Source organism: Curtobacterium sp. ODYSSEY 48 V2, assembly GCF_023712625.1.
Lineage (GTDB): Bacteria > Actinomycetota > Actinomycetes > Actinomycetales > Microbacteriaceae > Curtobacterium.
Genome location: NZ_JAMAXX010000007.1, coordinates 183,845 through 208,057 on the forward strand (window position 1 = coordinate 183,845; position 24,213 = coordinate 208,057).

Annotated in this window: 25 protein-coding genes; 14 read left to right on the forward strand and 11 right to left on the reverse strand. The window is 72.3% G+C overall.

Annotated features, from left to right (window positions below; all coding sequences use genetic code 11):
* Nucleotides 1-51 precede the first annotated feature (51 nt).
* Both purD and M3666_RS12470 read left to right on the forward strand, forming a co-directional pair.
* Nucleotides 52-1,320 carry a phosphoribosylamine--glycine ligase gene (gene purD / locus M3666_RS12465; RefSeq protein ID WP_251155374.1) on the forward strand — a complete coding sequence of 423 codons (1,269 nt, stop codon included), beginning with the start codon at nucleotides 52-54 and terminating at the stop codon, nucleotides 1,318-1,320.
* A gap of 5 nt (nucleotides 1,321-1,325) precedes the next feature.
* A complete protein-coding gene (locus tag M3666_RS12470; protein WP_251155375.1) occupies nucleotides 1,326-2,186 on the forward strand; it encodes a phosphoribosylaminoimidazolesuccinocarboxamide synthase in 861 nt (286 codons plus the stop codon).
* A gap of 244 nt (nucleotides 2,187-2,430) precedes the next feature.
* On the opposite strand, the gene M3666_RS12475 is transcribed toward M3666_RS12470, so the two are convergent.
* Nucleotides 2,431-3,627 carry a PP2C family protein-serine/threonine phosphatase gene (locus M3666_RS12475; RefSeq protein WP_251155376.1) on the reverse strand — a complete coding sequence of 399 codons (1,197 nt, stop codon included), beginning with the start codon at nucleotides 3,625-3,627 and terminating at the stop codon, nucleotides 2,431-2,433.
* Between the two features lie 117 nt (nucleotides 3,628-3,744).
* Between M3666_RS12475 and M3666_RS12480 the strand changes: the two genes are divergently transcribed.
* The gene (locus M3666_RS12480) at nucleotides 3,745-4,065 is read left to right on the forward strand and encodes a hypothetical protein (RefSeq protein ID WP_144411227.1); all 321 of its coding nucleotides are present in this window, start codon (nucleotides 3,745-3,747) and stop codon (nucleotides 4,063-4,065) included.
* 94 nt (nucleotides 4,066-4,159) lie between these two features.
* Here M3666_RS12480 and lepB read toward each other — a convergent pair whose 3' ends face one another.
* Together lepB and M3666_RS12490 are read right to left on the reverse strand one after the other, a co-directional pair.
* Nucleotides 4,160-4,789 carry a signal peptidase I gene (gene lepB / locus M3666_RS12485; protein WP_245171601.1) on the reverse strand — a complete coding sequence of 210 codons (630 nt, stop codon included), beginning with the start codon at nucleotides 4,787-4,789 and terminating at the stop codon, nucleotides 4,160-4,162.
* A complete protein-coding gene (locus M3666_RS12490; RefSeq protein WP_209684029.1) occupies nucleotides 4,786-5,310 on the reverse strand; it encodes a hypothetical protein in 525 nt (174 codons plus the stop codon). The genes lepB and M3666_RS12490 overlap by 4 nt, the downstream gene beginning before the upstream one ends.
* Before the next feature lie 109 nt (nucleotides 5,311-5,419).
* Here M3666_RS12490 and M3666_RS12495 point away from each other — a divergent pair, with 109 nt between their 5' ends.
* From M3666_RS12495 to M3666_RS12505, 3 genes are all read left to right on the forward strand, one after another.
* Nucleotides 5,420-6,211, forward strand: a complete 792-nt coding sequence (locus M3666_RS12495; protein ID WP_066652145.1) for an SDR family oxidoreductase — start codon at nucleotides 5,420-5,422, stop codon at nucleotides 6,209-6,211.
* Nucleotides 6,212-6,264: 53 nt separating this feature from the next.
* On the forward strand, nucleotides 6,265-7,137 hold the full coding sequence (locus tag M3666_RS12500) for a VOC family protein (RefSeq protein WP_251155377.1): 873 nt from the start codon (nucleotides 6,265-6,267) through the stop codon (nucleotides 7,135-7,137).
* Between the two features lie 135 nt (nucleotides 7,138-7,272).
* Nucleotides 7,273-7,839, forward strand: a complete 567-nt coding sequence (locus M3666_RS12505) for a GNAT family N-acetyltransferase (protein ID WP_209684035.1) — start codon at nucleotides 7,273-7,275, stop codon at nucleotides 7,837-7,839.
* A gap of 196 nt (nucleotides 7,840-8,035) precedes the next feature.
* Here the strand turns inward: M3666_RS12505 and M3666_RS12510 are convergent, their stop codons facing one another.
* Both M3666_RS12510 and M3666_RS12515 read right to left on the reverse strand, forming a co-directional pair.
* Nucleotides 8,036-9,559, reverse strand: coding sequence for a catalase (locus M3666_RS12510; protein WP_271826246.1), 1,524 nt, complete (start codon nucleotides 9,557-9,559; stop codon nucleotides 8,036-8,038).
* Nucleotides 9,560-9,675: 116 nt separating this feature from the next.
* The gene (locus M3666_RS12515) at nucleotides 9,676-10,119 is read right to left on the reverse strand and encodes a Fur family transcriptional regulator (RefSeq protein ID WP_251155378.1); all 444 of its coding nucleotides are present in this window, start codon (nucleotides 10,117-10,119) and stop codon (nucleotides 9,676-9,678) included.
* Nucleotides 10,120-10,390: 271 nt separating this feature from the next.
* On the opposite strand from M3666_RS12515, the gene M3666_RS12520 reads away from it, so the two are divergent.
* Together M3666_RS12520 and M3666_RS12525 are read left to right on the forward strand one after the other, a co-directional pair.
* Nucleotides 10,391-11,731, forward strand: a complete 1,341-nt coding sequence (locus M3666_RS12520) for an acyltransferase (RefSeq protein WP_251155379.1) — start codon at nucleotides 10,391-10,393, stop codon at nucleotides 11,729-11,731.
* Nucleotides 11,732-11,887: 156 nt separating this feature from the next.
* Nucleotides 11,888-12,709: a cytochrome c oxidase assembly protein gene (locus M3666_RS12525; RefSeq protein WP_251155380.1), complete on the forward strand. Its 822-nt coding sequence runs from the start codon at nucleotides 11,888-11,890 to the stop codon at nucleotides 12,707-12,709.
* A gap of 193 nt (nucleotides 12,710-12,902) precedes the next feature.
* Here the strand turns inward: M3666_RS12525 and M3666_RS12530 are convergent, their stop codons facing one another.
* Both M3666_RS12530 and M3666_RS12535 read right to left on the reverse strand, forming a co-directional pair.
* Entirely contained in the window at nucleotides 12,903-14,447 is a 1,545-nt protein-coding gene (locus M3666_RS12530; protein ID WP_251155381.1) for a DHA2 family efflux MFS transporter permease subunit, read from the reverse strand.
* Nucleotides 14,444-15,052 carry a PadR family transcriptional regulator gene (locus M3666_RS12535; RefSeq protein WP_066652130.1) on the reverse strand — a complete coding sequence of 203 codons (609 nt, stop codon included), beginning with the start codon at nucleotides 15,050-15,052 and terminating at the stop codon, nucleotides 14,444-14,446. Before M3666_RS12535 ends, M3666_RS12530 begins: the two co-directional genes overlap by 4 nt.
* 146 nt (nucleotides 15,053-15,198) lie before the next feature.
* On the opposite strand from M3666_RS12535, the gene purS reads away from it, so the two are divergent.
* Genes purS through M3666_RS12555 form a run of 4 tightly spaced genes read left to right on the forward strand, consistent with a single transcriptional unit; the run spans nucleotide 15,199 to nucleotide 19,526 of the window.
* Nucleotides 15,199-15,450 carry a phosphoribosylformylglycinamidine synthase subunit PurS gene (gene purS / locus M3666_RS12540; RefSeq protein ID WP_066652126.1) on the forward strand — a complete coding sequence of 84 codons (252 nt, stop codon included), beginning with the start codon at nucleotides 15,199-15,201 and terminating at the stop codon, nucleotides 15,448-15,450.
* A 5-nt stretch (nucleotides 15,451-15,455) separates the two neighbouring features.
* On the forward strand, nucleotides 15,456-16,151 hold the full coding sequence (gene purQ, locus M3666_RS12545; protein ID WP_066657734.1) for a phosphoribosylformylglycinamidine synthase subunit PurQ: 696 nt from the start codon (nucleotides 15,456-15,458) through the stop codon (nucleotides 16,149-16,151).
* A 47-nt stretch (nucleotides 16,152-16,198) separates the two neighbouring features.
* Nucleotides 16,199-18,580, forward strand: coding sequence for a phosphoribosylformylglycinamidine synthase subunit PurL (purL, locus tag M3666_RS12550; protein WP_235426458.1), 2,382 nt, complete (start codon nucleotides 16,199-16,201; stop codon nucleotides 18,578-18,580).
* 25 nt (nucleotides 18,581-18,605) lie between these two features.
* Entirely contained in the window at nucleotides 18,606-19,526 is a 921-nt protein-coding gene (locus tag M3666_RS12555; RefSeq protein WP_251155382.1) for a 2-hydroxyacid dehydrogenase, read from the forward strand.
* A gap of 11 nt (nucleotides 19,527-19,537) precedes the next feature.
* Here M3666_RS12555 and M3666_RS12560 read toward each other — a convergent pair whose 3' ends face one another.
* From M3666_RS12560 to M3666_RS12570, 3 genes are read right to left on the reverse strand one after another with little or no spacing between them, the layout of a single operon-like run.
* The gene (locus M3666_RS12560) at nucleotides 19,538-19,990 is read right to left on the reverse strand and encodes a GNAT family N-acetyltransferase (RefSeq protein ID WP_235426456.1); all 453 of its coding nucleotides are present in this window, start codon (nucleotides 19,988-19,990) and stop codon (nucleotides 19,538-19,540) included.
* 59 nt (nucleotides 19,991-20,049) lie between these two features.
* Nucleotides 20,050-21,177, reverse strand: a complete 1,128-nt coding sequence (locus tag M3666_RS12565; protein ID WP_251155383.1) for a beta-propeller fold lactonase family protein — start codon at nucleotides 21,175-21,177, stop codon at nucleotides 20,050-20,052.
* A complete protein-coding gene (locus M3666_RS12570) occupies nucleotides 21,174-21,494 on the reverse strand; it encodes a chorismate mutase (protein WP_066652113.1) in 321 nt (106 codons plus the stop codon). Before M3666_RS12570 ends, M3666_RS12565 begins: the two co-directional genes overlap by 4 nt.
* 88 nt (nucleotides 21,495-21,582) lie before the next feature.
* Here M3666_RS12570 and M3666_RS12575 point away from each other — a divergent pair, with 88 nt between their 5' ends.
* Nucleotides 21,583-21,990, forward strand: coding sequence for a DUF1304 domain-containing protein (locus M3666_RS12575; RefSeq protein ID WP_251155384.1), 408 nt, complete (start codon nucleotides 21,583-21,585; stop codon nucleotides 21,988-21,990).
* Between the two features lie 210 nt (nucleotides 21,991-22,200).
* Here the strand turns inward: M3666_RS12575 and M3666_RS12580 are convergent, their stop codons facing one another.
* Nucleotides 22,201-23,217 (reverse strand): iron-siderophore ABC transporter substrate-binding protein, encoded by a 1,017-nt coding sequence (locus M3666_RS12580; protein WP_251155385.1) that lies wholly within the window; start codon nucleotides 23,215-23,217, stop codon nucleotides 22,201-22,203.
* A 58-nt stretch (nucleotides 23,218-23,275) separates the two neighbouring features.
* Here M3666_RS12580 and M3666_RS12585 point away from each other — a divergent pair, with 58 nt between their 5' ends.
* Nucleotides 23,276-24,142 (forward strand): shikimate dehydrogenase, encoded by an 867-nt coding sequence (locus M3666_RS12585; RefSeq protein ID WP_251155386.1) that lies wholly within the window; start codon nucleotides 23,276-23,278, stop codon nucleotides 24,140-24,142.
* Nucleotides 24,143-24,213 lie beyond the last annotated feature (71 nt).

Consider the following 24,213-nt stretch of genomic DNA (forward strand, 5'->3'; position numbering starts at 1 on the left):
AGGCTAGCCGTCGCATCGCGGACGGCGTGTCGCGCTCGGTAGGCTTGCCGCGTGCGAATCCTCGTCCTCGGTTCCGGTGCCCGCGAGCACGCGATCATCACGGCCCTCCTCGCAGAGCGGGCCGGACACGTCATCACGGTGGCCCCCGGCAACGCCGGCATCGCTGCCGACGTCGAGACCGTGTCGCTCGACCCCACGAACGGCGAGCTGATCGCCGAGTACGCGATCGAGAACGGCGTGGAGCTCGTGGTCGTCGGGCCCGAGGCGCCGTTGATCGCCGGGGTCGCCGACCCGCTCCGGACCCGGGGCATCCCGGTGTTCGGCCCGAGCCGTGCGGCCGCCCAGCTCGAGGGGTCGAAGGCGTTCGCGAAGCGCATCATGGCCGAGGCCGGGGTCCCGACCGGACGCCCCGTGTACGCCGGCACGGTGGACGAGGCCGTGGCCGCGATCGACGAGCTCGGGGCACCGTACGTGGTCAAGGCCGACGGGCTCGCCGCGGGCAAGGGCGTCCTGGTGACCGAGGACCGGCAGGCGGCCGTCGACCACGCCACGTACTGGCTGCAGCACGGCCGCGTGGTGGTCGAGGAGTTCCTCGACGGCGAAGAGGTCTCGCTGTTCTTCCTGAGCGACGGGCACGACGTCCGGGCACTCAGCCCCGCACAGGACCACAAGCGCCTGGGCGACGGGGACACCGGTCCGAACACCGGCGGCATGGGCGCCTACTCCCCGCTCCCGTGGCTCGCCGAGCGGTGGGAGTCCGAGCAGGCGTTCGTCGCCGAGGTCACCGAGCTCGTGGCGCTCCCCACCGTCCGTCGACTCGAGCACGAGGGGACGCCGTTCATCGGCCTGCTCTACTGCGGGCTCATCGTGACCGAACAGGGCGTCCGCGTCATCGAGTTCAACGCCCGCTTCGGCGACCCGGAGACCCAGGTCGTGCTCCCCCGCCTGACCACGCCGCTCAGCGCCCTGCTGACGGCGGCCGCGACCGGACAGCTCGCGTCGGCTCCGCAACCGGCGTTCAGCACCGACGTCGCGGTCACGGTGGTGCTCGCGAGCGAGGGCTACCCGGAGAACCCGCACACCGGTCGGGTCATCACCGGCATCGACGCTGCCGAGGCGCGCGAGGGCGTGTCCGTGGCGCACGCCGCGACCGCCGTGCTCGACGACGACCTCGTCGCCACCGGCGGCCGGGTGCTGAGCGTCGTCGCGACGGGCACCGACTTCGCACAGGCCCGGGAGCGCGCATACGCCGGACTCGGCGACATCGCGCTCCAGGGGGCGCAGTACCGCACCGACATCGCCGCGAAGGTCGCACGGTGACGGCCGTGTCCGAGCTGCCCGGCTGGCGGCACGTCTCGTCGGGCAAGGTCCGCGAGCTCTACGTGCCCGCGGGCGTCGACGACGTCGCGAGCGCGTCGGAGCTGCTGCTCGTCGCCTCGGACCGGGTCAGCGCCTACGACTTCGCACTCGAACCCCCGATCCCCGGCAAGGGCGAGCTCCTGACGCGGCTGTCGCGCTTCTGGTTCGACCGCATCGCGGACGTCCCGAACCACCTGGTCGACCCCGGTGCCGGCGGGACCCCGGTGCCGGAGTCCGTGGCCGCCAGGTCCATGCACGTGCTGCCGCTCGCCATGTTCCCGGTCGAGTGCGTCGTCCGGGGGTACCTGGTCGGCAGCGGTTGGGCGGAGTACCACGAGACGCAGAGCGTGTGCGGTGTCCCCCTGCCCGCGGGGCTGTCCGAGGGCGACCGCCTGCCCGAGCCGATCTACACCCCGGCCTACAAGGCGCCGCAGGGCGAGCACGACGAGAACATCTCCTTCGAGCAGACCGTCGAGCTCGTCGGGCGCGAGGACGCCGAGGCCCTCCGCGACCTGTCGCTGCGCGTCTACGGTGAGGCGGCGGCGATCGCCCTCGAGCACGACGTCGTGATCGCCGACACGAAGTTCGAGTTCGGCCGCGACACCGACGGCACGATCCGGATCGCGGACGAGGTCCTGACCAGCGACTCCAGCCGCTACTGGGACGCCCGCTCCGGCAGCCGCACGGACTCGTTCGACAAGCAGATCGTGCGCGACTGGCTCAGCGCGAACTGGGACCGCCAGGGCACCCCGCCGGTGCTGCCGGCGGAGATCGTGGACCGCACGGCCGCCCGCTACGCGGAGCTCATCGAGCGCCTCGGCGCCTGACCGCCGGGCCGGCGTCGCGGCCCGGCCGGGTGCGTCCCGCCACGCGTCCGCCGATCACGGATCGCGCCCCGGCACGGACGTCGCGCCCTCGCACGGACGTCGCACCCCGCCACAGCAGGGTGTGTCGTCCGCAGCGGAGCGCGACATGACCGGGTGCCGACCGGGAGGCGCGTGGCGGGGCCGCCGCGCGCCTCCCGTCCGACCACATGACGACCGACGACCGCCGGTCGCCGGTCGCCGTGGCTCAGTCGCGGACGAGCACGACGACCGTCAGGTCGTCACCGGGGTCGTGCTCGAGCGCACGGGCGCGGACCCGACCCAGGAACGCGTCGATCTCGGGCTCCTCGCGCCACAGGGCCCCGAGCCGGGACAGCGACTGCAGCGTCGAGTCCCAGAGTTCGAGCGCACCGTCGCTGACGAGCACGAGGACGTCACCCTGCTCGAGCACGAGCGACCCCGACGACCGGGTGAGCCCGGCCGGGTGCAGGCCGATCGGCAGGTCGTTCGACAGGAGCGTCCGTTCACGGCCGTCCGCACGCATCTGCAGGACGAGGCCGTGCCCGGCGTCGACGAAGTCCATCCGCCCGCTGGTCGGATCGAGCCGGCCGTGGAACATGGTGGCGAACGACTCGGCACGGCCGAGGTCCGGCGCGACCTGCTCGTCCAGGGCGGCGATCGCCCGCCCGGGCTCCTCGTCCGGCCGCGCGAGGAGCGCTCCGCGGATCGTCGCCGCCAGCAGCCCGGCGGACATGCCCTTGCCCATCACGTCCGCGACCGTCAGGTGCAGGGCGTCACCGGCGAGGTGCCACTCGTGCAGGTCGCCGGAGACCACCCCGTGCGGGACCGACATGCCGCCGATCCGGTACCCCGGCACCGTGACCGGCGTGGGCTGCAGCCCGGCGAGGACGTTCCGGAGGCGGTCCTCGTCCGCGCCGGCCGCGAGCTCGCGCTCCGCCCACACGCCGAGCTCCTCGAGCAGCGCCAGGTCGTCGGGCTCCAGCGTCCGGGGCTGCGGGTCGACCAGGCAGAGCGTGCCGACCTTGACGTGGTCGTCGCCGACGCGGAGCGGCACACCGGCGTAGAAGCGCACGTTGGGGTCCTCGACGACCATCGGCATGTCGGCGTACCGGTCGTCGGCGCGGGCATCCGGTACGACGATCGGACCGGCCTCGTCGAGCGTGCGGCCGCAGAACGTGTCCCGGAGCGGGATGGTCGGCCCGAACACGGCGTCGCTCTGCTGCGACTTGATGGTGAGGACCTCGGTGCCGGCGAGGTTGAGGAAGGAGCCCGAGACACCGAACGCCTCGCGGGCGATCCGCGTGATGCGCTCGAAGCGTTCCTCGGGCCCGCCGTCGACGACGTCGAGCGCGGCGACGAGGGCCGCGCGGCGGACGGCGTCGGGCGATGATCCGGCGGAGGTCGGTGAGGTCCCCTGGTGCATGCCCTCCACGCTACTGGTCCGCCGTGGGAGCGCCCCTCCCCAGAACGGTGGACCCGGGAGCGCGCGACCGGATCCGCCGGACGCGCGCCTCCGTCGGACGCGCGTACCCTCGGCACGGTGATCCGTCGTGCTCCGCTCGTGCTCGCCCTCGGCGCTGCCGCCGCGCTCTCGCTGACGGGGTGCGGCGCCCACGACTCGACCGGGCAGATCTCGGTGACCGTGTCGTCCAACGCTGCGGATCGCCCCTACGAGGTGAAGGTCTTCGCCGCGACCGGCAAGCTGTCCGAGCACCAGCGGGTGTTCCCCGGAGGCACCGCGGACTTCGCCGGGGTCCCGCTCGGCGACGTCACGGTGCGGGCCGGCGACCTGTGCTCCGTCCGCACGACGGTGTCGGGCGACGACGTCACGCGGGTCACGCTCAGCACGACCGGCTGCTGACCGGCCACCGCGTCCGGCCGACCCCGCTGCAGGGCCGTCCACCGCGTCCGGCCGACCCGGCTGCAGGCCCGTCCACCGCGCTGCGCGGGGTCCCTCACCGCGGGTCGGGCACCGCGTCCCACTCCTCGCCGTACCGGCCGAGCACGCTCCACCGCGTGACCGGCCAGGTCACGACGAACGCCCGTCCCACGACGTCCGCCGTCGGCACCGTCCCGTGGATGCGCGAGTCGGCCGACTCGTACCGGTTGTCGCCCATCACCCAGATCCGCCCCGCGGGCACGGTGACGTCGAAGTCCTCCGCCGAGACACGGTCCACGTCGGACGGCCGGACCACGTACGGCTCGTCGACCGCGTGCCCGTTCACGGACAGCCGTCCCTCGGCGTCGCAGCACGACACCCGGTCGCCCGGCAGCCCGATCACCCGCTTGATGAGGTCGTCGCCCTGCTCGCTGGTCAGCCAGTCGCCCGGGTCGCGGAAGACCACGACGTCGCCCCGGCGGAGCGGCGCGACGCCCGGCACGAGCTCGTTCACCAGCACGTTGTCGCCGATCAGCAGCGTGCGCTCCATCGAGCCGGACGGGATCGAGAACGCCCGCACCAGGTAGGCCTTCACCAGGAAGGACGCCAGCAGCGCGACGACCACGATGACCGCCAGGTCGCGGACGAAGCGCCACCCGGACCGTACCGGTCGTCCGGCACGCGACTCGTCGGTCTGCTCGCTCAATGCGTCACCACCACCTTCACCAGGCCGATCACGAAGGCCACCGCGGCGAGCACGATGCCACCCCAGAGCCCGAGGAACGTCGGACGCCGTCCGCTGAACCGCTGCAGGAACACCCCGACCATCCCGATGCGGACGACGAGGATGACGATCGCCGCGGTCTGCGCCCACTGCGCCGGCAGCCAGTCCGCCCACGCGACGGCGTAGAGCACCGCGGGGATGAGGCCGGAGGTCGCGATCGGGTTCGCGTCGCGCAGGATCGCCCCGATCGTCTCCCGGTGCTCGGCGTCGTCACCGGTGTCGCCGATGGTGTGCGCCACGAGGTGGGACAGCACGTGCGCCAGGTACGTCAGCACCGCCGTCGCGAGCACCGTGAGCACCGCTGCCCCGTGCTCGATCTGCTCCGGCCCCACCGCGATCGCGACCGCGAGCACGGTGATGTTGCCGTAGATGTACGACGACATGCGGTCGCGCAGACGGTCGACCGGGAAGGTCGCCAGGTCGGGTCGGCGGGAGGGCGGCATGCTCCCATCCTGGCCCTGCGGCGCCGCGCCGCGCCGACGGGATCCCGTGTGCGATGCCATCCTGGTCGGGCGACGCACCGACGCGTCGCCCGGACGGGAGGCACGACCCATGACCCACGGACCGCTCACCAGCAGACCGCTCGCCCTGGTGACGGGCGTCGGCCGCCGCGCCGGGATCGGTGCCGCGATCGCGACGCGGCTCGCCGCCGACGGTTGGGACCTCGCCCTCTCGTGGTGGGGGCCGTACGACGCGCGCGTGCACGGCGCGGCCGACCCCGACGGGGTGGACGCGGTGGTCGCGGAGGCCGAGCGTGCGGGGGCACGGGTGACGCGCCTCCCGGTCGACCTGGCCGACCCCGAGCAGGCGGCCGCGCTCGTCGGCCGCGCCGAGGCAGAGGCCGGCGTGCCGGTGACCGCCGTGGTGATGTCGCACTGCGAGTCGGTCGACTCGGACTTCGCGACCACGACGGTGGAGTCGTTCGACCGGCACCTGGCGGTGAACGTGCGCGCGCCGTTCCTCGTCGTGCAGGCGTACGCGCGGCGGCTCCGCGAGGGTGCAGCCGTACCGGAGGACCGCCGTCGCATCGTCGCGCTGACGAGCGACCACGTCGGGTTCAACCTGCCGTACGGCACGAGCAAGGGCGCACTCGACCGGTTGATCGTCGGGGCTGCCCTCGAGCTCGGTGACGTGCGGGTGAGTGCGAACCTGGTGAACCCGGGCCCGAACGACACCGGGTGGATGACCGACGAGATCCGCCGGGCCGCCGTCGCGCAGACCCCGCTCGGGCGCCCGTCGATGCCGACCGACACCGCGGCGCTCGTCGGGTTCCTGCTCGGGCCGGACGGCGGGTGGGTGAACGGCCAGCTGCTGAAGACCGACGGCGGGTTCAGCGCGAAGTAGCCCGTGGTCGCGGTTTGGTTGACGCGTCAACCAAACCGGCGCACACTGGGGGCATGCACACGCAGGACCTGCTCGCAGCCGACACCGGGATGGGCGCCGTCACGCTCCGCGTGGCCGACCTCGACACGATGGTCGCCTACTACCGCGACGGCGTCGGCCTGACGGTGCTGACGAACGCGGGCGGGACCGCCGTGCTCGGTCGTGGGTCGACGCCGATCGTCGTCCTCGAGCACGCCCCCGCGATGCGGCACGCCGCTCCGCACGAGGCCGGGCTCTTCCACACCGCGATCCTGTTCGACACGCAGGCCGACCTGGCGGCAGCGCTGTACTCCGTCGCGACGAAGTACCCGCAGACCTTCACGGGCAGCGCCGACCACCTGGTCAGCAACGCGTTCTACTTCCAGGACCCCGAGGGCAACGGCGTCGAGCTGTACTGGGACCGCGACCGCACCGAGTGGTCGTGGACGCACGGGATGGTCGACATGGCGACCATCTACGTCGACCCGAACGCCTTCGTGCAGGAACACCTGACCTCCTCGGCACTCGAGACGGCCAGCACGCGCCCCGGCCGGGTCGGCCACGTGCACCTGTCCGTGGGCGACGTCGCCACCGCGAAGGCGTTCTACGTCGACCGGCTCGGCTTCGCGACGACCGCGGCGATGGGCGACCAGGCGCTGTTCGTCAGCGCGGGCGGGTACCACCACCACATGGCGATGAACACGTGGAACTCCCGCGGGGCCGGGCGCCGGCAGCAGGCACTCGGGCTCGGGCTCGTGCGGATCGAGGTCCCGGGCGCCGACGACCTCGGCGCACTCGTGTCCCGCATGCACGACACCGGGGTGCAGACCGCGGACGACGGTCGGACCGTGGCGTTCGAGGACCCGTGGGCGAACCGCATCGAGGTGACCGCGCCCGGTCGCGGCTGAGCGGTCTCGCGCGCGGGCGGTCTGCGCCGAGGCTCGGCTCCGCGGACACGTTCGTGGTCGAGCACACGCGAACGTGTCCGCCCAGCCGAGCCTCGGGCCGCACCGATGCGCAGGTGGACCCGGCAGGATGGACGCGTGAGCGAAGACATCCGGTGGGAGGTGGTCGAGGAGAGCGCACTGTCGCTCCCCGACCACGAGGCGATCGCAGCGATGCTCGGGCAGGCGTTCCCGAGCTGGTCGCACTGGTACGTGGGCGGCCGTGACTACGCCGGCATGCAGCCCGAGCGCCGCGTCGTCGGCTGGGGCGAGGACGGCACGGTGCTCGCGCACGTCGGGATCCGTCGGATGTTCGTCACGGTCGGTGGGCAGGACGTCCTGGTCGGCGACACCGGCATCGTCGCCGTCTCGCCGAGGCTGCAGGGCAGCGGGGTCGGCCGCGAGCTCCTCGTCCGCACCCGCGCCGTCCTCGAGGGACTCCGCGTGCCCTACGGCTTCCTCGGCGCCGGCGAGGACCGCATCCCCTTCTACGCGCACATGGGCTGGCACGAGGTCGACGGCGCCGTCGGCACGTTCTCGGCCTTCACGGCCGACGGGGTCGGTGTGAACGAGACCGAGCAGGGCGGCTGGATGGTCCTGCCGGTCGAGGCGCAGCTGGAGGACTGGCCGACGGGCGAGATCATGCTCAACGGACAGCAGGTCTAGGAACGAGGACCGGGCCCCGCCACCAGCCGGGCGAGGCCATGCGCAACGGACAGCAGGTCCAGGAACGAGGACCGGACCCCGCCACCAGCAGGGCGAGGTCATGCGCAACGGACAGCAGGTCCAGGAGCGACAACACGACGGACGGGAGGCCCGGTACCAGCTGGTACCGGGCCTCCCGTCCGTCAGGTGGTGGCGACTACGCCTCGACCGCGACCTTCTCCGGGTCCTCGTTCGAACCGGGCGCGCTCGGCGCGACCGCGGCGCGCACGCGCGCCCCCAGGTCGGCGTCGACGCTGGTCCAGTAGGCGAACACGCGCTCGCGCAGGTCGTCGCGCGTCACCTTCGAGACGTGGCCGGCGATGTTGCCGACCAGGCGCTCACGCGCGGCGTCGTCGAGGACCTCACGGTAGAGCGTGCCGGCCTGGCCGAAGTCGTCGTCCTCCGCGTGCAGGGTCGCCGCGGAGCGCTGCAGCGCGCCGTCGGACTCCCAGCCCGGGACGTCGTCCGTCGCGGTCGGGTCGGCGTGTGCTCCGCCCTGGGTGTTCGGCGCGTACACCGGCACCTCGGCCTTCTGGAAGTCGAAGCGCATGGCGCCGTCCTTCGAGTACGAGTGGACCTCGTTCTTCGGGGCGTTCACCGGCAGCTGCGCGTGGTTCGTGCCGACGCGGTAGCGCTGGGCGTCCGCGTAGCTGAAGATGCGCGCGAGGAGCATCTTGTCGGGGCTCGCCGCGATGCCGGGGACGAAGTTCGACGGCGCGAACGCGGCCTGCTCGATCTGCGCGAAGTAGTTCTCCGGGTTGCGGTTCAGCTCCATCGTGCCGACCTCGATGAGCGGGTAGTCCGCGTGCGGCCACACCTTCGTCAGGTCGAACGGGTTGAAGCGGTAGCCCTCGGCGTCCGCGTACGGCATGACCTGCACCTTGAGGACCCACTTCGGGAAGTCCTGGCGCTCGATCGCCTCGTAGAGGTCGCGGATGTGGAAGTCGGCGTCCTCACCGGCGATGCGGTCGGCGTCCTCCTGCGTCAGGGTCTTGTGGCCCTGCTGCGTCTCGAAGTGGTACTTCACCCAGAAGCGCTCGCCCTCGGCGTTGATCCACTGGTAGGTGTGCGAGCTGAAGCCGTCCATGTGGCGCCACGACGACGGCAGGCCGCGGTCACCCATGAGCCACGTGACCTGGTGGGCCGACTCCGGGGAGAGGGTCCAGAAGTCCCACTGCATGTCGTGGTTGCGGAGGTGGCTGCCCGGCAGGCGCTTCTGCGAGCGGATGAAGTCGGGGAACTTGATGCCGTCGCGGATGAAGAACACCGGGGTGTTGTTGCCGACGAGGTCGTAGTTGCCCTCTTCGGTGTAGAACTTCAGCGCGAAGCCGCGGGGGTCGCGCCAGGTGTCCGGGGAGCCCTGCTCACCGGCGACGGACGAGAAGCGGGCGAGCATCTCGGTCTGCTTGCCCGGCTGCAGGAACGCGGCACGGGTGTACTGCGACACGTCGTGCGTGACGGTGAAGGTACCGAACGCACCGCCGCCCTTCGCGTGGACGACGCGCTCCGGGACGCGCTCGCGGTTGAACTGGGCGAGCTTCTCGACCAGGTAGTGGTCGTGGAGGGCGAGGGGGCCGTCGGCGCCGACACCCATGGAGTGCTGGTCGCTCGAGACCGGGGCGCCGCTGTTGGTCGTGGTGGTGGGGGTGCCGGCGGGGCCGGTCGTGTTCTGGTCGGACACGGTTCCTCCTCAGGTGGAACGGTTGGTTCGGTCAGGATGGTTCGGGTTGCTCGTGGGGCGCGTCACGTCGGTGTCGCGCCGGGCGGTCTCGTCCGACTCCGGACGTCCCGCCCGTGTCAGGCCGTGACGACCTGGGCGTCGTCGCGTTCCGCCGCTGCGCAGCGTTCGCAGATGCCCCAGTACGTGACCTCGGCCGTCGTGACGGCGAAGCCGTGCGTCTCCGACGGCGTGAGACAGGGGGCGTGGCCGACCGCGCAGTCGACGTCCTCGACCGCGCCGCACATCGTGCAGACGATGTGGTGGTGGTTGTCCCCGGTGCGCCGCTCGTACCGCGCCGGACTGCCGGCGGGTTCGATGCGCCGGACGAGTCCTGCGCCGGTCAGGGCGCCCAGCACCCCGTAGACGGCCTGGTGGCTCGTCGTCGGCAGCTCGGCCGAGACCGCGGTGAGGATGTCGTCCGCGGTGGCGTGCGGCATCGCTCCCGAGGCACGCAGGACGGCCAGCCGGGGCGTCGTCACCCGCAGGCCGGCAGCCCGGAGCAGGTCGGCGTCGGCGTCCATCAGCTTCTTTCTCTTGCATCGGTCAAGACAAGCTCCACCGTACACGGTCGTGGGCTCGGAGCCCAGGGTGGCGGCGTGCTGCGCGTGTCGGCGCGTCATCCGGCCGTGCCCGTCCGCAGCGGCGGCGTACGCCCGCCCCCCCCCCCCCACGGCGATTCCGCGCGCCGCTCTCGGGAGGATGCATGCCGCTGCTGGCATGCGATGTGTCACGATCCGGTCGCGATCCGCTGGGACGATGCTGATCCAGCCGGTCGGGCGCTAGCGTCACGGCATGTCCACGAAGCAGGGGCCTTCGTCGCGGATCGACTCCGTGCCGGCCAGCAGCGCTCAGGACGTCCGGGGGATCATCGCGCAGCGGGACCTGGTCGTCGACCTCATCAGGACGGCGTGCGTCGTCCTCGTCGTCGTCGTGCACGTCACGATGGTCGGCGTGGCGGTGTCGGCCGACGGCATCGGTGTCACGAGCCCGCTGCAGGAGGCGGCCTGGTACGTCCCCGCGACGTGGGCGGGCCAGGTGATGCCGCTGTTCTTCGCCGTCGGCGGGTTCGCGAGCGCGGTCGGGTGGCGCAGCACGCTCGCTCGGGGCGGCGGCGCGCGGGACTTCGTGGCGACGCGACTCGTGCGGCTCTACCGCCCGGCGGTGCCGCTGTTCGTGGTGCTGGCACTCGGCCTGGGGATCGCGACGGCCCTCGGCACCCCCGCGGAGCTGCTCGCCGAGGTCGCGTTCGGCATCGGCTCGCCGCTCTGGTTCCTCGCCGCGTACGGCATCACGCAGTGCTGCGTGCCGGTGATGGCACGCCTGCACGCGCGGGCGCCGTTCCGCACGCTCGGTGTCCTGCTGGTCCTCGCGACGGCCGTCGACACCCTCCGCTTCGCGACCGGCACCGCCGAGGTCGGACTCCTCAACCTCGGCCCGGTGTGGCTCTTCGCGCAGCAGCTCGGGTTCCTCTGGGCAGACGGCTGGTTCGCCCGCCGCTCGAGGCTGCTGCTCGCGGCCGTCGCGCTGGCCGGGTACGCCCTCCTCGTCCCGCTGACGAGCGTCGGACTCTGGGCGCCGGACATGCTGCAGGACCTCAACCCGCCGATGCTGCCGCTGGCGGTGCTCGCGGTGTCGCAGGTCTGCCTCGTGCAGCTCGTGCACCGACCGCTCACCCGACTGATGCAGACCCGGCCGGCGCAGGCGACCGTGTTCGTGCTCGGTCGTGACGGCATGGCGATCTACCTCTGGCACCTGCCGCTGTACATCGCCCTCAACGGCGTCGCGCTGTTGCTCGCCGTCCCGTTCCCCGACCCGGGTTCCGTGCCGTGGTGGGCGACGCGGCCGATCGCACTCGTCGTCGTGCTGGCCGCGGCGATCGGTGTGGCCAGGGCGCTGCGTCGGTGGGACCGCCCGCTCCCCCGACTGCAGCCGGGGACCGACCGGGCGGGGTGGCCCGTGGTGACCGTCGCCGCGCTGTGCACGATCGGTCCGGCGTTCGTCGTGATGCAGTGGCACCTGTCCTTCGGCGTCGCGGTCCTCGGCGCGGTCGCCGTGCCGGTCGGGGTGTGGTTGCTCGGCCGGACCCGGCCCGCCCGGACAACCTCGGCAGCCGTGGGACCAGTGGGCACCTGAGCCGATCCTCACCGCCGCTGCGCATCGGCCCGGCTGCGGCGGGGTCCGACGGGCGGAGGATGACGGAGCCGGCTCGTCCGGCCCGACACCAGGAGGCACCCCACGCCCGAACCCGCCGAGTTCTGGAGCACCTGGCACGTCGATCCCCTGGCCGCGGTGCTGCTGGCGGTCGCCGCGGTGACCTACGGCTGGTGGCTCGTCGGCGCTCGACGCCGTGGGGCCCGGTGGTCCGCCTGGCGCACCGCGTCGTTCCTGGTCGCACTGCTGCTCTTCGCCGTGCTGCAGTTCGGCATCGTCGGGCGGTACGACCAGACGCTCCGGTGGGCGTTCACGCTCCGGCTCGCCCTGTTGTTCTTCGCGGTGCCGACCTTCGCCGCCCTGGCCGCTCCCGTGTCCCTGCTGCGCCTGGGCGGACCCGCGCACTGGTCCGCCGTCGCCGACCGCGTGGTGCACTCCCGGCCGATCCGGGTGCTCGGCAACGCGATCGTCGCCCCCGTGGTCGGGCTGGTGCTCTTCGCGGTGCTGCTCACCCCGCTGTCCGCGGTCGTGCGCGAGTCGAGCGTGTGGGCCGCGTTCATCACCGTGTCCGTGCCGGTGCTCGGCTTCACGGTGCTCGGGCCGCTGTCCGAGCCGGGGGTCCTCCGCAGTTCGACGTTCGTGACGGTCGAGTTCCTGCTCGCCTTCGTGGAGCTGCTGCTCGACGCGGTCCCCGGCATCGTGCTGCGCGTGTCGGACCACGTGCTCGACGGGTCGCTCGTGCACGCCGTGGGGCAGCCGTGGTTCCCGACCCCGCTGCGCGACCAGCACCTGGCGGGTGACCTGCTCTGGTTCATCGCCGAGGTCGCCGACGTCCCGGTGCTCGTGATGCTGTTCGTGCGTTGGCAGCGGACGGACCGCCGCGAGGCCCGCTCCGTGGACGCCCTGTCCGACGAGGAGATGGCGGAGCTGACCCGGGCGCACCTGCAGCGGCGGGGGTGAGCTGGGTCCGGGGGGGGGGTCGTGCGGCGCCGTCGTACGACAGATGCGCTGTCGTACGACGACGATCCTGTCGCACCAGTCCCCGCCGATCCACGCTCTTCCGCTCTGGACGGCAAGAACGACAAGACCGCTGTCGTACGACAGCGGTCTTGTCGTTCTACACCGGCACAACCCGGACGACTGCCCCGCAGCGTCAGCGCGCCGCGGCCTCGGGCTCCGCCGCGCCGGGCTGCGTCTCGACCGCGCCGGTCTGCTTCCACGCCGTCGTCTGCTTCGGCTTCGCCAGGAACAGCGCCGCGACGATGGCCGCCACGAGCACCACGGCCGGCAGCACGAGCGACTGCCCCATCGCCGTGGCGAACGGCTGCTGCAGGAACTCGGGCAGCGCGCCGACCTGCTGCTCCGCACCGCCCGAGCCCGTGCCCGACCCGGACGGGAAGTTCGCCGTGATGCGCGCCTCGATCAGCGCCGCGATGCCGGCCGAACCGAGCACCGCACCGATCTGCCGCGTGGTGTTGTAGACGCCCGACCCCGCACCGGCGAGCGCCGGCGGCAGGTTGCGCGTCGCCGAGACCGAGAGCGGACCCCACATGCAGGCGTTCGCGAGCCCGAGGAGCGCGCTCGGCAGCAGCGTCCAGCCCCAGCCGGCACCCGACCACAGCAGGGCGCCGAACCAGAACAGCCCGCCGGAGAAGCACGCGAGGCCGAACGAGCCGACCCACCGCGGGTTCCACTTGTTGAGGTTCTTGCCGACGAGCGGTGCGAGCGCGGCGGACAGGACGGCCTGCGGCACGAGCAGCAGCGCGGCCTGGGTCGGCGAGAAGCGCAGGACGTCCTGCGCCCAGAGCATGATCGGCAGCGCGAACGACGAGATCGCGACGCCGACGGCCGTGATGGCGATGTTGGCGAGCGTGAAGTTGCGGTCCTTGAACAGGCCGAGCGGCAGCAGCGGCTCGCCCTTCTGCACGCCCTGCCACACCACGAAGGCGGCGAGCACGACGATGCCGGTGATGATCAGCGACCAGACCGAGATCGGGCCCGTGATGGTGCCCCAGTCGTAGGTCTCGCCCTCCTGGATGCCGAAGACGAGCAGGAACATGCCGGCGGCGCTGAGCACGATGCCCAGGTAGTCGAAGTGGTGTCCGTGCCGCTCGAAGCGGGGGACGAAGCGCTGCGCGAGCACGAAGGCGACGACGCCGACGGGGACGTTCACGAAGAAGATCCACTCCCAGCCGAGGCCGTCGACGAGCAGCCCGCCGACGATCGGGCCGACGAGCGAGGCGACGCCGGCGACGGCGCCCCACAGGCCCATGGCCGCACCGCGGTTCTGCGGCGGGAAGATGCGCGTGATGACCGCCATCGTCTGCGGGGTCATCATCGCGGCGCCGAGGCCCTGCACGACGCGGGCGAGGATGAGCACCTCGATCGACCCGGCGAGGCCGCACCACAGGCTCGCGAGGGTGAACACCACGAGACCCGCCTGGTACAGCACCTTCGGGCCGAACCGGTCGCCGAGGCGCCCGGTGATGAGCAGCGGCACCGCGTACGCGAGCAGGTAGGCGCTCGTCACCCAGATGACCGCGTTGATGTCGGCGTCGAGCGCCTGCGCGATCGTGGGCGTCGCGACCGACACGATGGTCGAGTCGACGAGGATCATGAAGAAGCCGACGACGAGTGCCCAGAGCGCGGGCCACGGCTTCTTCCCGTGCTGCAGGTCGGCGGACGTGGTGGAGGTCATCGAGTGGTGTCCTGGTCCTTCTGTGGTGCTGGGTCGGGGACGGCGGGGCCGTCCCAGGGGATGTCGCCGCTCGCGATCCGGTCGGCGGTGGCGGTGAGCCACTCGATCTGCGCGGTGAGCATGCCACGCACGTACGACACGTCGAGCCAGTAGCGCTCGGCGAGCTGCTTGGCCTGGAGGCCCGTGGCGGCTTCGTCGTACCCGGCACGTTCCGCGCGGAGTGCGGCAGCGCGTGCGCGCATCGCGGTCACCGCGTCGGTGGCGGTCAGGTTGTCGACGTGGGACACCGCGAGCTGGAACTCGGGGTACTCGTCGGCGGGCTCCGCGATCATGCGCCGGAGTCCGGCGTCGAGCTCCGCGCGGCCGTGGTCGGTGATGGCGTAGGTGGTGCGCTCGGGCCGGTTGCCCTCGCGCGCGGTCCCGAGTGCCTCGGCGTACCCGAGGTCCACGAGGCGTCCGATCTGGTGGTACAGCGTGCTCGGCCGGACCTTGACGTTCTGGTCCTCGTGCCGGTGGAGCATCGTCTGGAACATCTCGTACGGGTGCATGGGCGCCTCGGCGAGCAGGCCGAGCGCGGCGAACGCGAGGGGCGTGAGCGACGCCATCCGTGCCTCCAGACCGTGTTCGCGAGCGATTATTCGACTTGGAACATACGCCTTGGACGACTTCTCCACAAGCGGCCCGGCGCGGCGCGCGCGGCCCGTAGACTGATGCCGTCCCACCCAACCCACCCAAGCGCTGGAGTGAACACGTGCCAACCATCGTCGTCGAGGTCATGCCCAAGGCAGAGATCCTCGACCCCCAGGGCAAGGCGGTGGGCAACGCCCTCGCCCGTCTCGGCAAGGCCGACCTGACCGACGTCCGCATCGGCAAGCGCTTCGAGATCGCCGTCGACGGCCCGGTCGACGACGCGAAGCTGGCCGAGGTCCGCGACATCGCGGCCGACGTCTTCTCGAACGCCGTGATCGAGGACGTCGTCTCCGTCACCGTGCAGGACGCGTGACGCGGATGCGCATCGGCGTCATCACGTTCCCGGGCTCGCTCGACGACCGCGACGCCCAGCGCGCGGTCCGCCTCGCAGGAGCCGACCCCGTCGCGCTCTGGCACGGCGACCACGACCTGCAGGGGGTCGACGCGATCGTGCTCCCCGGTGGGTTCTCGTACGGCGACTACCTGCGTGCCGGCGCCATCGCGGCGAAGGCCCCGATCATGGCCGAGGTCATCGACGCCGCAGGCAAGGGCATGCCCGTGCTCGGCATCTGCAACGGGTTCCAGATGCTCGCCGAGGCCCGCCTCGTGCCGGGCGCCCACACCCGCAACGCGCACCAGCAGTTCATCCGCCGCGACCAGAAGCTCCGCGTCGAGACCGCCGGCACCGCCTGGACCTCCGGGTTCAGCGCCGGGCAGGAGATCACGATCCCGCTGAAGAACGCCGACGGCCGGTTCGTCGCAGACGCCGACGAGATCAAGCGCATCGAGGACAACGGCCAGGTCGTGTTCCGCTACGTCGGGGTGAACCCGAACGGGTCGATCGACGACATCGCGGGCGTCTCGAACGAGCGCGGCAACGTCGTCGGGCTCATGCCGCACCCCGAGCACGCGACGGAGCCCGGGTTCGGCCCGGACACCCCCGCGGCGATGGCCTCCGGCACGGACGGCCTCACCTTCTTCACCTCCGTGATCGAGTCGACGCTCGTCAAGTGACGACGACTCCGACGAACACGACTCCAGTGACAGGGAACGACAACACCGTGACGACCCACGTTCGCCCGAAGCCCGACACCGTCCAGGACGCCGCCGCCACCCCCGACAAGGAGCAGCCGTACGAGGCACTCGGGCTCAAGGCCGACGAGTACGCGAAGATCCGCGAGATCCTCGGCCGCCGCCCCACCTCGGGCGAGCTCGCCATGTACTCGGTGATGTGGTCCGAGCACTGCTCGTACAAGTCGTCGAAGAACTACCTCCGTCAGTTCGGCAAGAAGGTCACGCCGGAGATGACGAAGAACCTGATGGTCGGCATGGGCGAGAACGCCGGTGTCGTCGACGTGGGCAACGGTTGGGCGGTGACCTTCAAGGTCGAGTCGCACAACCACCCGTCGTACGTCGAGCCCTACCAGGGCGCCGCGACCGGCGTCGGCGGCATCGTCCGCGACATCATCTCGATGGGCGCGCGCCCGGTCGCCGTGATGGACCAGCTGCGCTTCGGTGCGATCGACCACGAGGACACGGCGCGCGTCGTGCACGGCGTCGTCGGCGGCATCTCGTTCTACGGCAACTGCCTCGGCCTGCCGAACATCGGTGGCGAGACCTACTTCGACCCGGTGTACCAGGGCAACCCGCTCGTCAACGCCCTCGCGGTCGGTGTCCTGCGGCACGAGGACCTGCACCTGGCGAACGCCTCCGGTGCCGGCAACAAGGTCGTGCTCTTCGGTGCCCGGACGGGTGGCGACGGCATCGGCGGCGCGTCGATCCTGGCGTCCGACACCTTCACCGAGGGCGGCCCGACCAAGCGCCCGGCGGTGCAGGTCGGCGACCCCTTCGCCGAGAAGGTCCTCATCGAGTGCTGCCTCGAGCTGTTCCGCGAGGAACTGGTCGAGGGCATCCAGGACCTCGGTGCCGCTGGCATCTCCTGCGCGACGAGCGAGCTCGCCTCGAACGGCGACGGTGGCATGCACATCTCGCTCGACGACGTCCTGCTGCGCGACCCCACGCTCACGGCCGAGGAGATCCTCATGTCCGAGAGCCAGGAGCGCATGATGGCGGTCGTCCGCCCGGACAAGCTCGACGCGTTCCTCGCGGTCGTCGGCAAGTGGGAGGTCGAGACGAGCGTCCTGGGCGAGGTCACCGGCACCGGCCGTCTCGTCATCGACTGGCAGGGCCAGGAGATCGTGAACGTCGACCCGCGCACGGTCGCCGTCGACGGTCCGGTGTACGACCGCCCGGTCGCCTACCCGTCGTGGATCGATGCGCTGCAGGCCGACACCGCCGCCTCGCTCGAGCGTCCGACCGACGGTCCGGCCCTCAAGGCGCAGTTCCTGCAGCTGCTCGGCTCGCCGAACCTCGCGTCGAAGAACTGGGTGACGAACCAGTACGACACCTACGTGCTCGGCAACACCGCGCTGTCCTTCCCCGACGACGGCGGCATGATCCGCGTCGACGAGGAGACGGGGCTCGGCGTCACCGTCGCGACCGACGCCAACGGCCGCTACTGCCAGCTCGACCCGAAGCAGGGCGCGCGCCTGGCGCTGGCCGAGGCGTACCGGAACGTCGCCGTCACCGGCGCCGTCCCCGCCGCGGTCACCGACTGCCTGAACTTCGGCTCGCCGGAGAACCCCGAGGTGATGTGGCAGTTCTCCGAGGCCGTCGAGGGCCTGGCGGACGGCTGCATGGAGCTCGGCATCCCGGTCACCGGCGGCAACGTGTCGTTCTACAACCAGACCGGCACGACCCCGATCCACCCGACGCCCGTCGTCGGTGTGCTCGGCATCATCGACGACGTCGCCCTGCGCGTGCCCTCGGGCTGGCAGGACGACGGCCACAACGTGTACCTGCTCGGCACGACGAGCCTCGAGCTCGACGGCTCGGCGTGGGCCGGCACCGTCCACGGGCACCTCGGTGGTCGCCCGCCGGCGGTGGACCTCGACCGCGAGAAGGCCCTGGCGGAGCTGCTGCACGCGGCATCCGGCGAGCAGCTGCTCACCAGCGCCCACGACCTGGCGGACGGCGGCCTCGGCCAGTCCCTCGCCGAGTCGGTCCTGCGCTTCGGGATCGGCGCACGCGTGGTGCTCGACGAGCTCGAGGAGCGCGACGGCGTCGACACGGCGACCGCGCTGTTCTCGGAGTCGACGGGTCGCGTCATCGTGACCGTGCGCCGCGAGGACGACGTGCGGTTCCGCGGGCTGTGCGAGGGTCGCGGCTTCCCGGTGCTGCGCATCGGTGTGACGGACGCCTCCTCCGGCACGCTCGAGGTGCAGGGCGCGTTCGAGGCGTCGATCGACGAGCTGCGGGGCACGCACGGCGCGACGCTGCCGGCGCGCTTCGGCGACGTGATCGTCGAGGACGTCACCGAGGGCTACGTCGGGCGCGGGCCGCTCGACGACCACGGTTCGTTCTCGCCGCGCACCGACAGCTGACGGCGACCAGGAGCACCGCGACCGCATGCCGATCGTCACCCTGCCCTTCGTCGAGCTCGTCGACCGGTTCGGCCCCGTGCCGGACGGCGTCGAGCTCGACGTGTGGGACGTCGAAGGCCCGTACGACCGCCCCGAGGACGTCGCGCTCACGCTGCTGCCGTTCTACTTCGCGGGTCGTCACCGGTGGCAGTTCGTGCACGACCTGCCGAACCTGCGACTCCTGCAGCTGCCGAGTGCCGGGTACGAGCACGCGCTGCCGCACGCCCCGGCACACGCGCAGGTCGCGAACGGCCGCGGCATCCACGACGACGAGACGGCCGAGCTCGCGGTCGGTCTGGCGCTGACCTCGCTCCGCGAGATCCACGCGTTCCAGGCCGATCGCGCCGCAGGGGTGTGGGACGTCCGCACCACCCGCTCGCTCGCCGATCGTCGCGTCACGGTGGTCGGTCACGGGGCGATCGGCGCTGCGATCGCCACGCGGTTCGAGGCGATGCGGTGCGACGTCACCGTCGTGGCGCGCACTGCGCGGGAGCAGGACGGGCGGCACGTGCACGCGTTCGGGGAGCTCCCGGAACTCGCAGCCCGGACGGACGTCCTCGTGCTCATCACCCCGCTGACCGACGAGACCGAACACCTCGTCGACCGAGACCTGCTCGCTGCGCTGCCCGACGGAGCCCTCGTGGTGAACGTCGCCCGCGGGCGGGTCGTCGACACCGATGCCCTGGTCGCGGAGCTCCAACGCGGGCGGCTGTCGGCAGCGCTCGACGTGACCGACCCGGAGCCGCTCCCGGCCGGGCACCCGCTCTGGACGACGCCGAACACGGTGCTGACGCCCCACGTCGGTGGGAACACGGACCTCAGCGTGCCGCGAACCCTCGAGCTCGTGCGACGCCAGGTGTCCGCGCTGGCAGCGGGCCGGCCCTTCGCCAACGTCGTCCACGGCTGACGCCCGGCCCCTCAGCGCAGCGGCAGCGCCATTCCGAGGCTCGGCGCGACGTCCTCGAACCCGAGCGAACGGTAGAGCCGCTGACCGGGCGGGTCCCCGACGAGCGTGATGTAGGCGCCTTCCGGCGCGCGGGACCGGATGTCCGCCACGAGCCACTCGACGACGACCCTCCCGAGCCCCCGGCGCTGGTGGTCCGGATCGGTGGCGATGTCGGCGATGTGGAAGTACCACCCGCCGTCCCCGATCGTGCGGCCCATGGCGACGGGGACCCCGTCGGTGTCGACGACGTGCACGGCCGACCAGCTCCCCGCGATCGCCCCGGCACCCTGCGCAGCGTCCTTCGGTGACAGACCGGAGTCCCGTCGCAGGCGCAGGTAGTCGTCCAGCGGCGGCGGCCCGACCACCAGGCGGTACCCGTCGGCGAGCACGCCCGACGCACCGGCCACGGGCACGGGCACGGGCACGGGCGCCCCAGCGCCATCCCCGGCCCCGGCACCAGCGCCGGCCCCAGCCCCGACCTCGGTCACGACCGGGCCGCCACCGGCACGATGCACGCGGGCGACCCGACGGCGATCTGCGCCACGGTCTCGCCCGGCACCCCGTCCGCCCCGATGGGCAGCACGGCGATCGCGTCGGACATCTGGTTGGCCACCAGCAGGTACCCGGGCACCTGCGCGAAGTGCCGCGGCCAGACGCCGCCGCACGACGCCGACCCGACGACGGTCAGCCCGTCGTCCGCGGTGTCGAGCACCACGATCAGGTCCCGGCCTCGGACCGCGACGACGACCCGTCCGGCCCGGTCGACCTCGACGTGGCTGAGGAGCGACTCCCCCACCTCGCCCTCGAACGCCGGCGCCGACGCGATCGGCCGCAGCGTCCCGGAGTCGTCGCGGCGCAGGCGGTACACGCGTCCGTCGAGCTCACCCGCGACGACGAGGTCCGCGTCGGCCCCGGCCCCGAGCCACGCCATGTGCCGCGGCCCGACCCCGGGCCCGAGGTGGTGCACGCGCACGAGGTCGATCGCGGGGTCAGCCGTCACCCGGAACTCGTGGAGTGCATCGCCGCCGAGGTCCGCGACGAGCACGGTGCCGTCGGGCGTCGCGATCGACTGGTGGGCGTGCGGCCCCTCCTGCCGGTCCTCGACGGGCCCCTCGACGTCGGGCAGCACGCCGGTGACGAGCGCCGACTCGGCAACGACGACCCGGTCCGCGCTGCCGTGGGTCCCGACGACGCCGTCGCTCGCGGTCACCGAGGCGGCGTGCGACTCAGCGGCCTCGAGCGACACCGCGGTCACGGTGCCGGAGACGTAGTTCGTGACGACGAGCGCACCGGAGGGGTCGACCCGCACGTGGCAGGGTGCGTCACCACCGGCGTCGGCATCCCACCGGTGCTCGAGCGCACCACCGGCGTACCGGAAGGCCGAGACGCGACCGTCCGCGGTCTCGGACACGGCGTAGACCCGGTCGCCGGAGAGCGCGAGGAACGAGGGGTCGTCCATCACGGCGACGGTGGAGGCGGTGGTCCCGTGCACGACCGAGATGCCGGTCGCGTTCCCACCGCCCGTGGCCGTGTACGACCCGACGAGCAGGTGCAGGTCGGCGAGATCCCGCGGGAAGTCGTCGGCCGGGACCACGCCGGCGGCCCCGCTCACCGCTCGCCGCCGGCGATGCGCTCGTGGTGGTGGATGACCTCGGCGACGATGAAGTTCAGGAACTTCTCCGCGAAGGCGGGGTCGAGGTGCGACTCGGCGGCCAGCTGTCGGAGCCGCGCGACCTGCACCTGCTCACGCCCCGGGTCGGCGGCCGGCATGCCCGCCTCGGCCTTCAGGTAACCGACCCGCTGGGTGTACTTGAAGCGCTCGGCGAGCATGTGGATCACGGCGGCGTCGATGTTGTCGATGCTCTGCCGGATGCTCGCCAGCTCGGCGACCGCATCGTCGTGGACGGGTGTGGACTCGTCGGCACTCATGGCCCGAGCCTACCGGCGGGCCTCCGCCGAGCGGGCTGGTGTGACTGGCGGACACGAGCACTGCTCCGGGGCTGCGAGAATGGAGGCCATGTCGGTCCTGCTCGTGATCTCGGGCGTGTGTGCGGTCCTCGCGGGCCTCGTGCACGTGTACATCTTCTTCCTCGAGTCCGTCGTATGGACGAGTCCTCGCGTCCGCCGCGTGTTCGGCATCGCCTCGGAGTCCGAGGCGCAGGCCACCCGCTCCCTCGCGTTCAACCAGGGCTTCTACAACCTGTTCCTCGCGATCGGCGCGATCCTCGGCGTCGTGTTGGTCGTCACCGGCAGCGGTGCGACGGGGTGGACCCTCGTGGTGTTCTCGAGCGCGAGCATGCTCGGCGCCGCGGTCGTCCTGGCCGGCACGGGTCGCCGGTACCTGAACTCGGCGTTCGTGCAGGGCTCGCTGCCGCTCATCGCCCTGCTCTTCGCCTTCATCGGCTCCACCTTCACCGCCGCGTAGCGGAACGCGCGGAACGGCACCAGACGTCGGACGGGAGGCGCGGTGCCGGCCCGCACCGTGCCTCCCGTCCGGCGACCGCGCACCATCCGTCACCGCCGGTCGCCACGCCCCCGCACGCACGCACGCACGCAACGAGGGACGCACGCAACGGGAGACGCCGGGTCGCGACTCGCGACCCGGCGTCTCCCGTACTCCCCCTGTGGCTGTCGGTCAGCCGACCTTCTTCGCGAACTCGTCCGGCAGCCGGTCCAGCGCCCACTCGATGGCGGCGGTGGTGCCGAGCGAGAACGCGTTCGACACGTCCGCGTCGTCGACGACGATGGAGTGCCCGCCCTCGACCGACGGCACCTTCTGGAACAGCGGGTCGGACTCGGCCTTCGACGCGTCGACGTAGATCGGCAGGACGACGGTCAGGTCGGCGTCGAGCAGGTCGAGGTTCTCCTCGGACAGGCTCACCGAGAACGCGTCGCCGGCCTGCTGGTCGACGGCCTTCGGGATGGTGAAGCCGAGCTGCTGCATGAAGGTGGAGCGGCTGTCCTTCGAGGCGTACGCGCCGAAGCCGTCCGCCGTGTACGAACCGACGACGGCGGTCTTGCCGTCGAACTCGGGGTGCGCCTTCCGCGCCGCGGCGTACGCGTCGTCGAGGTCGGTCAGCAGCTTCTTGCCCTCGGACTCCTTGCCGAGTGCACGCGACACGAGGTCGACCTGCTGCTCGGTGGTGGTGAGGTAGTTCGCGCCGCCCTTCGGCACCGCGACGGTCGGCGCGATCGCGGAGAGCTTCGCGTAGCGGTCCTTGTCGCCCGAGCTCTTCGTGTCGAGGATCAGGTCCGGCTTGAGCTTGAGGATCTGCTCGTAGCTGGGCTCGAGCGTCTGGATGATCGTCGGCTTCTTCGTGTACGCGTCCTTGAGCCACGGCCCGACGCCGTCGCCACCGAAGGCGAGCCAGTCGCTGGCGCCGACGGGCTGCACGCCGAGTTCGAGCGCCGTCTCCGCGTCACCCCAGCCGAGGGCGACGACGCGCTTCGGCTGCGAGGGGATCTCGGTCGTGCCGAGTGCGGTCTGGATCGAGACGGGGAACGCGCCGCCCGAGCCCGAGGCGCCGTCGGACGCGGCGGGCGACGAGGAGCCGGAGGTGCACCCGGCGAGGACGAGGGACGCGGCGACGACGGCGCCGGCGGCCGCGAGCACGCGGCGGACGCGGCGCGCTGAGGGGGAGGTTCGGATCACACAGGTAAGGCTACCCTAAGCACCCCAGTCGAGGGTGCTGAGCGGCTAGGCTCCGGACGTGGAGTTCACCGACCCCGACCGGACCCGGCTGGCCGTGCTGGGCTCCCCCATCGCGCACTCGCTCTCCCCCACGCTGCACGCGGCGGCCTACGACGTGCTCGGGCTGCCGTTCACGTACGGGAGGCACGAGGTCGCCTCCGGTGGGCTCGACGCGTTCGTCGCGGGGCTGGGTCCCGATTGGCGCGGGCTCAGCCTGACCATGCCGCTCAAGCGGGACGTGCTGCCGATGCTCGACCGCACCACCCCGCTCGTCGACGAGCTCGGGGTGGCCAACACCGTGGCGTTCCGGCAGGAGGGCGACCGCGTCGTCCTGGCCGGCGCGAACACCGACGTCGAGGGCATCGTCCGACCGGTGGAGGCACTCGGGCACCTGCCGGGCGAGGCAACGATCGTCGGCGGTGGGGCCACTGCGGCGAGCGCCCTCGCGGCTGCGGTGCGGCTCGGCGCGGTCGACGTGCGGCTCTTCCTCCGCGACACCGCGAAGGCCGGCTCCCTCGTGGACCTGGCGGTGCGCCTCGGGGTGACGCTCGAGGTGCTGCCGATCGACTCGCTGCCGGGGACGCGGCACGGGTTCCTCGTGTCGACGCTGCCCGGCGGCGCGGCCGATCCGCTCGAGCTGCTGCCCTCCGGGCCGGACGCGGTGCTGTTCGACGTCGCCTACGAGCCCTGGCCGACCGCCGCGGCCGGACGCTGGGCCGCTGCCGGGGGCCGGGTGCTCAACGGGCTCGACATGCTGACGGAGCAGGCGATCGGGCAGATCCGGTTCTTCGTGTCCGGCGACGACACCGAGCTGCTGCCGGACGAGGCCGCGGTCCGACGGGCGATGCGGCTCGCGGTCGGGCTGCCGGCGACCATCACCACCTGACGATCAGCGCTCAGGCACCACGGTTCAGGCGACCACGCCGTCGACGGTGAACCACGGTTCAGGCGATGACC

Excerpts from the sequence above, each read along its gene's own strand:
- M3666_RS12495 (WP_066652145.1), top strand. The coding sequence starts at position 5,420 with ATGACCCACGGACCGCTCACCAGCAGACCGCTCGCCCTGGTGACGGGC.
- M3666_RS12570 (WP_066652113.1), bottom strand. The coding sequence starts at position 21,494 with ATGAGTGCCGACGAGTCCACACCCGTCCACGACGATGCGGTCGCCGAG.
- M3666_RS12520 (WP_251155379.1), top strand. The coding sequence starts at position 10,391 with ATGTCCACGAAGCAGGGGCCTTCGTCGCGGATCGACTCCGTGCCGGCC.
- M3666_RS12535 (WP_066652130.1), bottom strand. The coding sequence starts at position 15,052 with ATGGCGTCGCTCACGCCCCTCGCGTTCGCCGCGCTCGGCCTGCTCGCC.
- M3666_RS12475 (WP_251155376.1), bottom strand. The coding sequence starts at position 3,627 with ATGCACCAGGGGACCTCACCGACCTCCGCCGGATCATCGCCCGACGCC.
- M3666_RS12575 (WP_251155384.1), top strand. The coding sequence starts at position 21,583 with ATGTCGGTCCTGCTCGTGATCTCGGGCGTGTGTGCGGTCCTCGCGGGC.
- M3666_RS12490 (WP_209684029.1), bottom strand. The coding sequence starts at position 5,310 with ATGCCGCCCTCCCGCCGACCCGACCTGGCGACCTTCCCGGTCGACCGT.
- M3666_RS12530 (WP_251155381.1), bottom strand. The coding sequence starts at position 14,447 with ATGACCTCCACCACGTCCGCCGACCTGCAGCACGGGAAGAAGCCGTGG.
- M3666_RS12500 (WP_251155377.1), top strand. The coding sequence starts at position 6,265 with ATGCACACGCAGGACCTGCTCGCAGCCGACACCGGGATGGGCGCCGTC.
- M3666_RS12555 (WP_251155382.1), top strand. The coding sequence starts at position 18,606 with ATGCCGATCGTCACCCTGCCCTTCGTCGAGCTCGTCGACCGGTTCGGC.
- M3666_RS12515 (WP_251155378.1), bottom strand. The coding sequence starts at position 10,119 with ATGGACGCCGACGCCGACCTGCTCCGGGCTGCCGGCCTGCGGGTGACG.
- purQ (WP_066657734.1), top strand. The coding sequence starts at position 15,456 with ATGCGCATCGGCGTCATCACGTTCCCGGGCTCGCTCGACGACCGCGAC.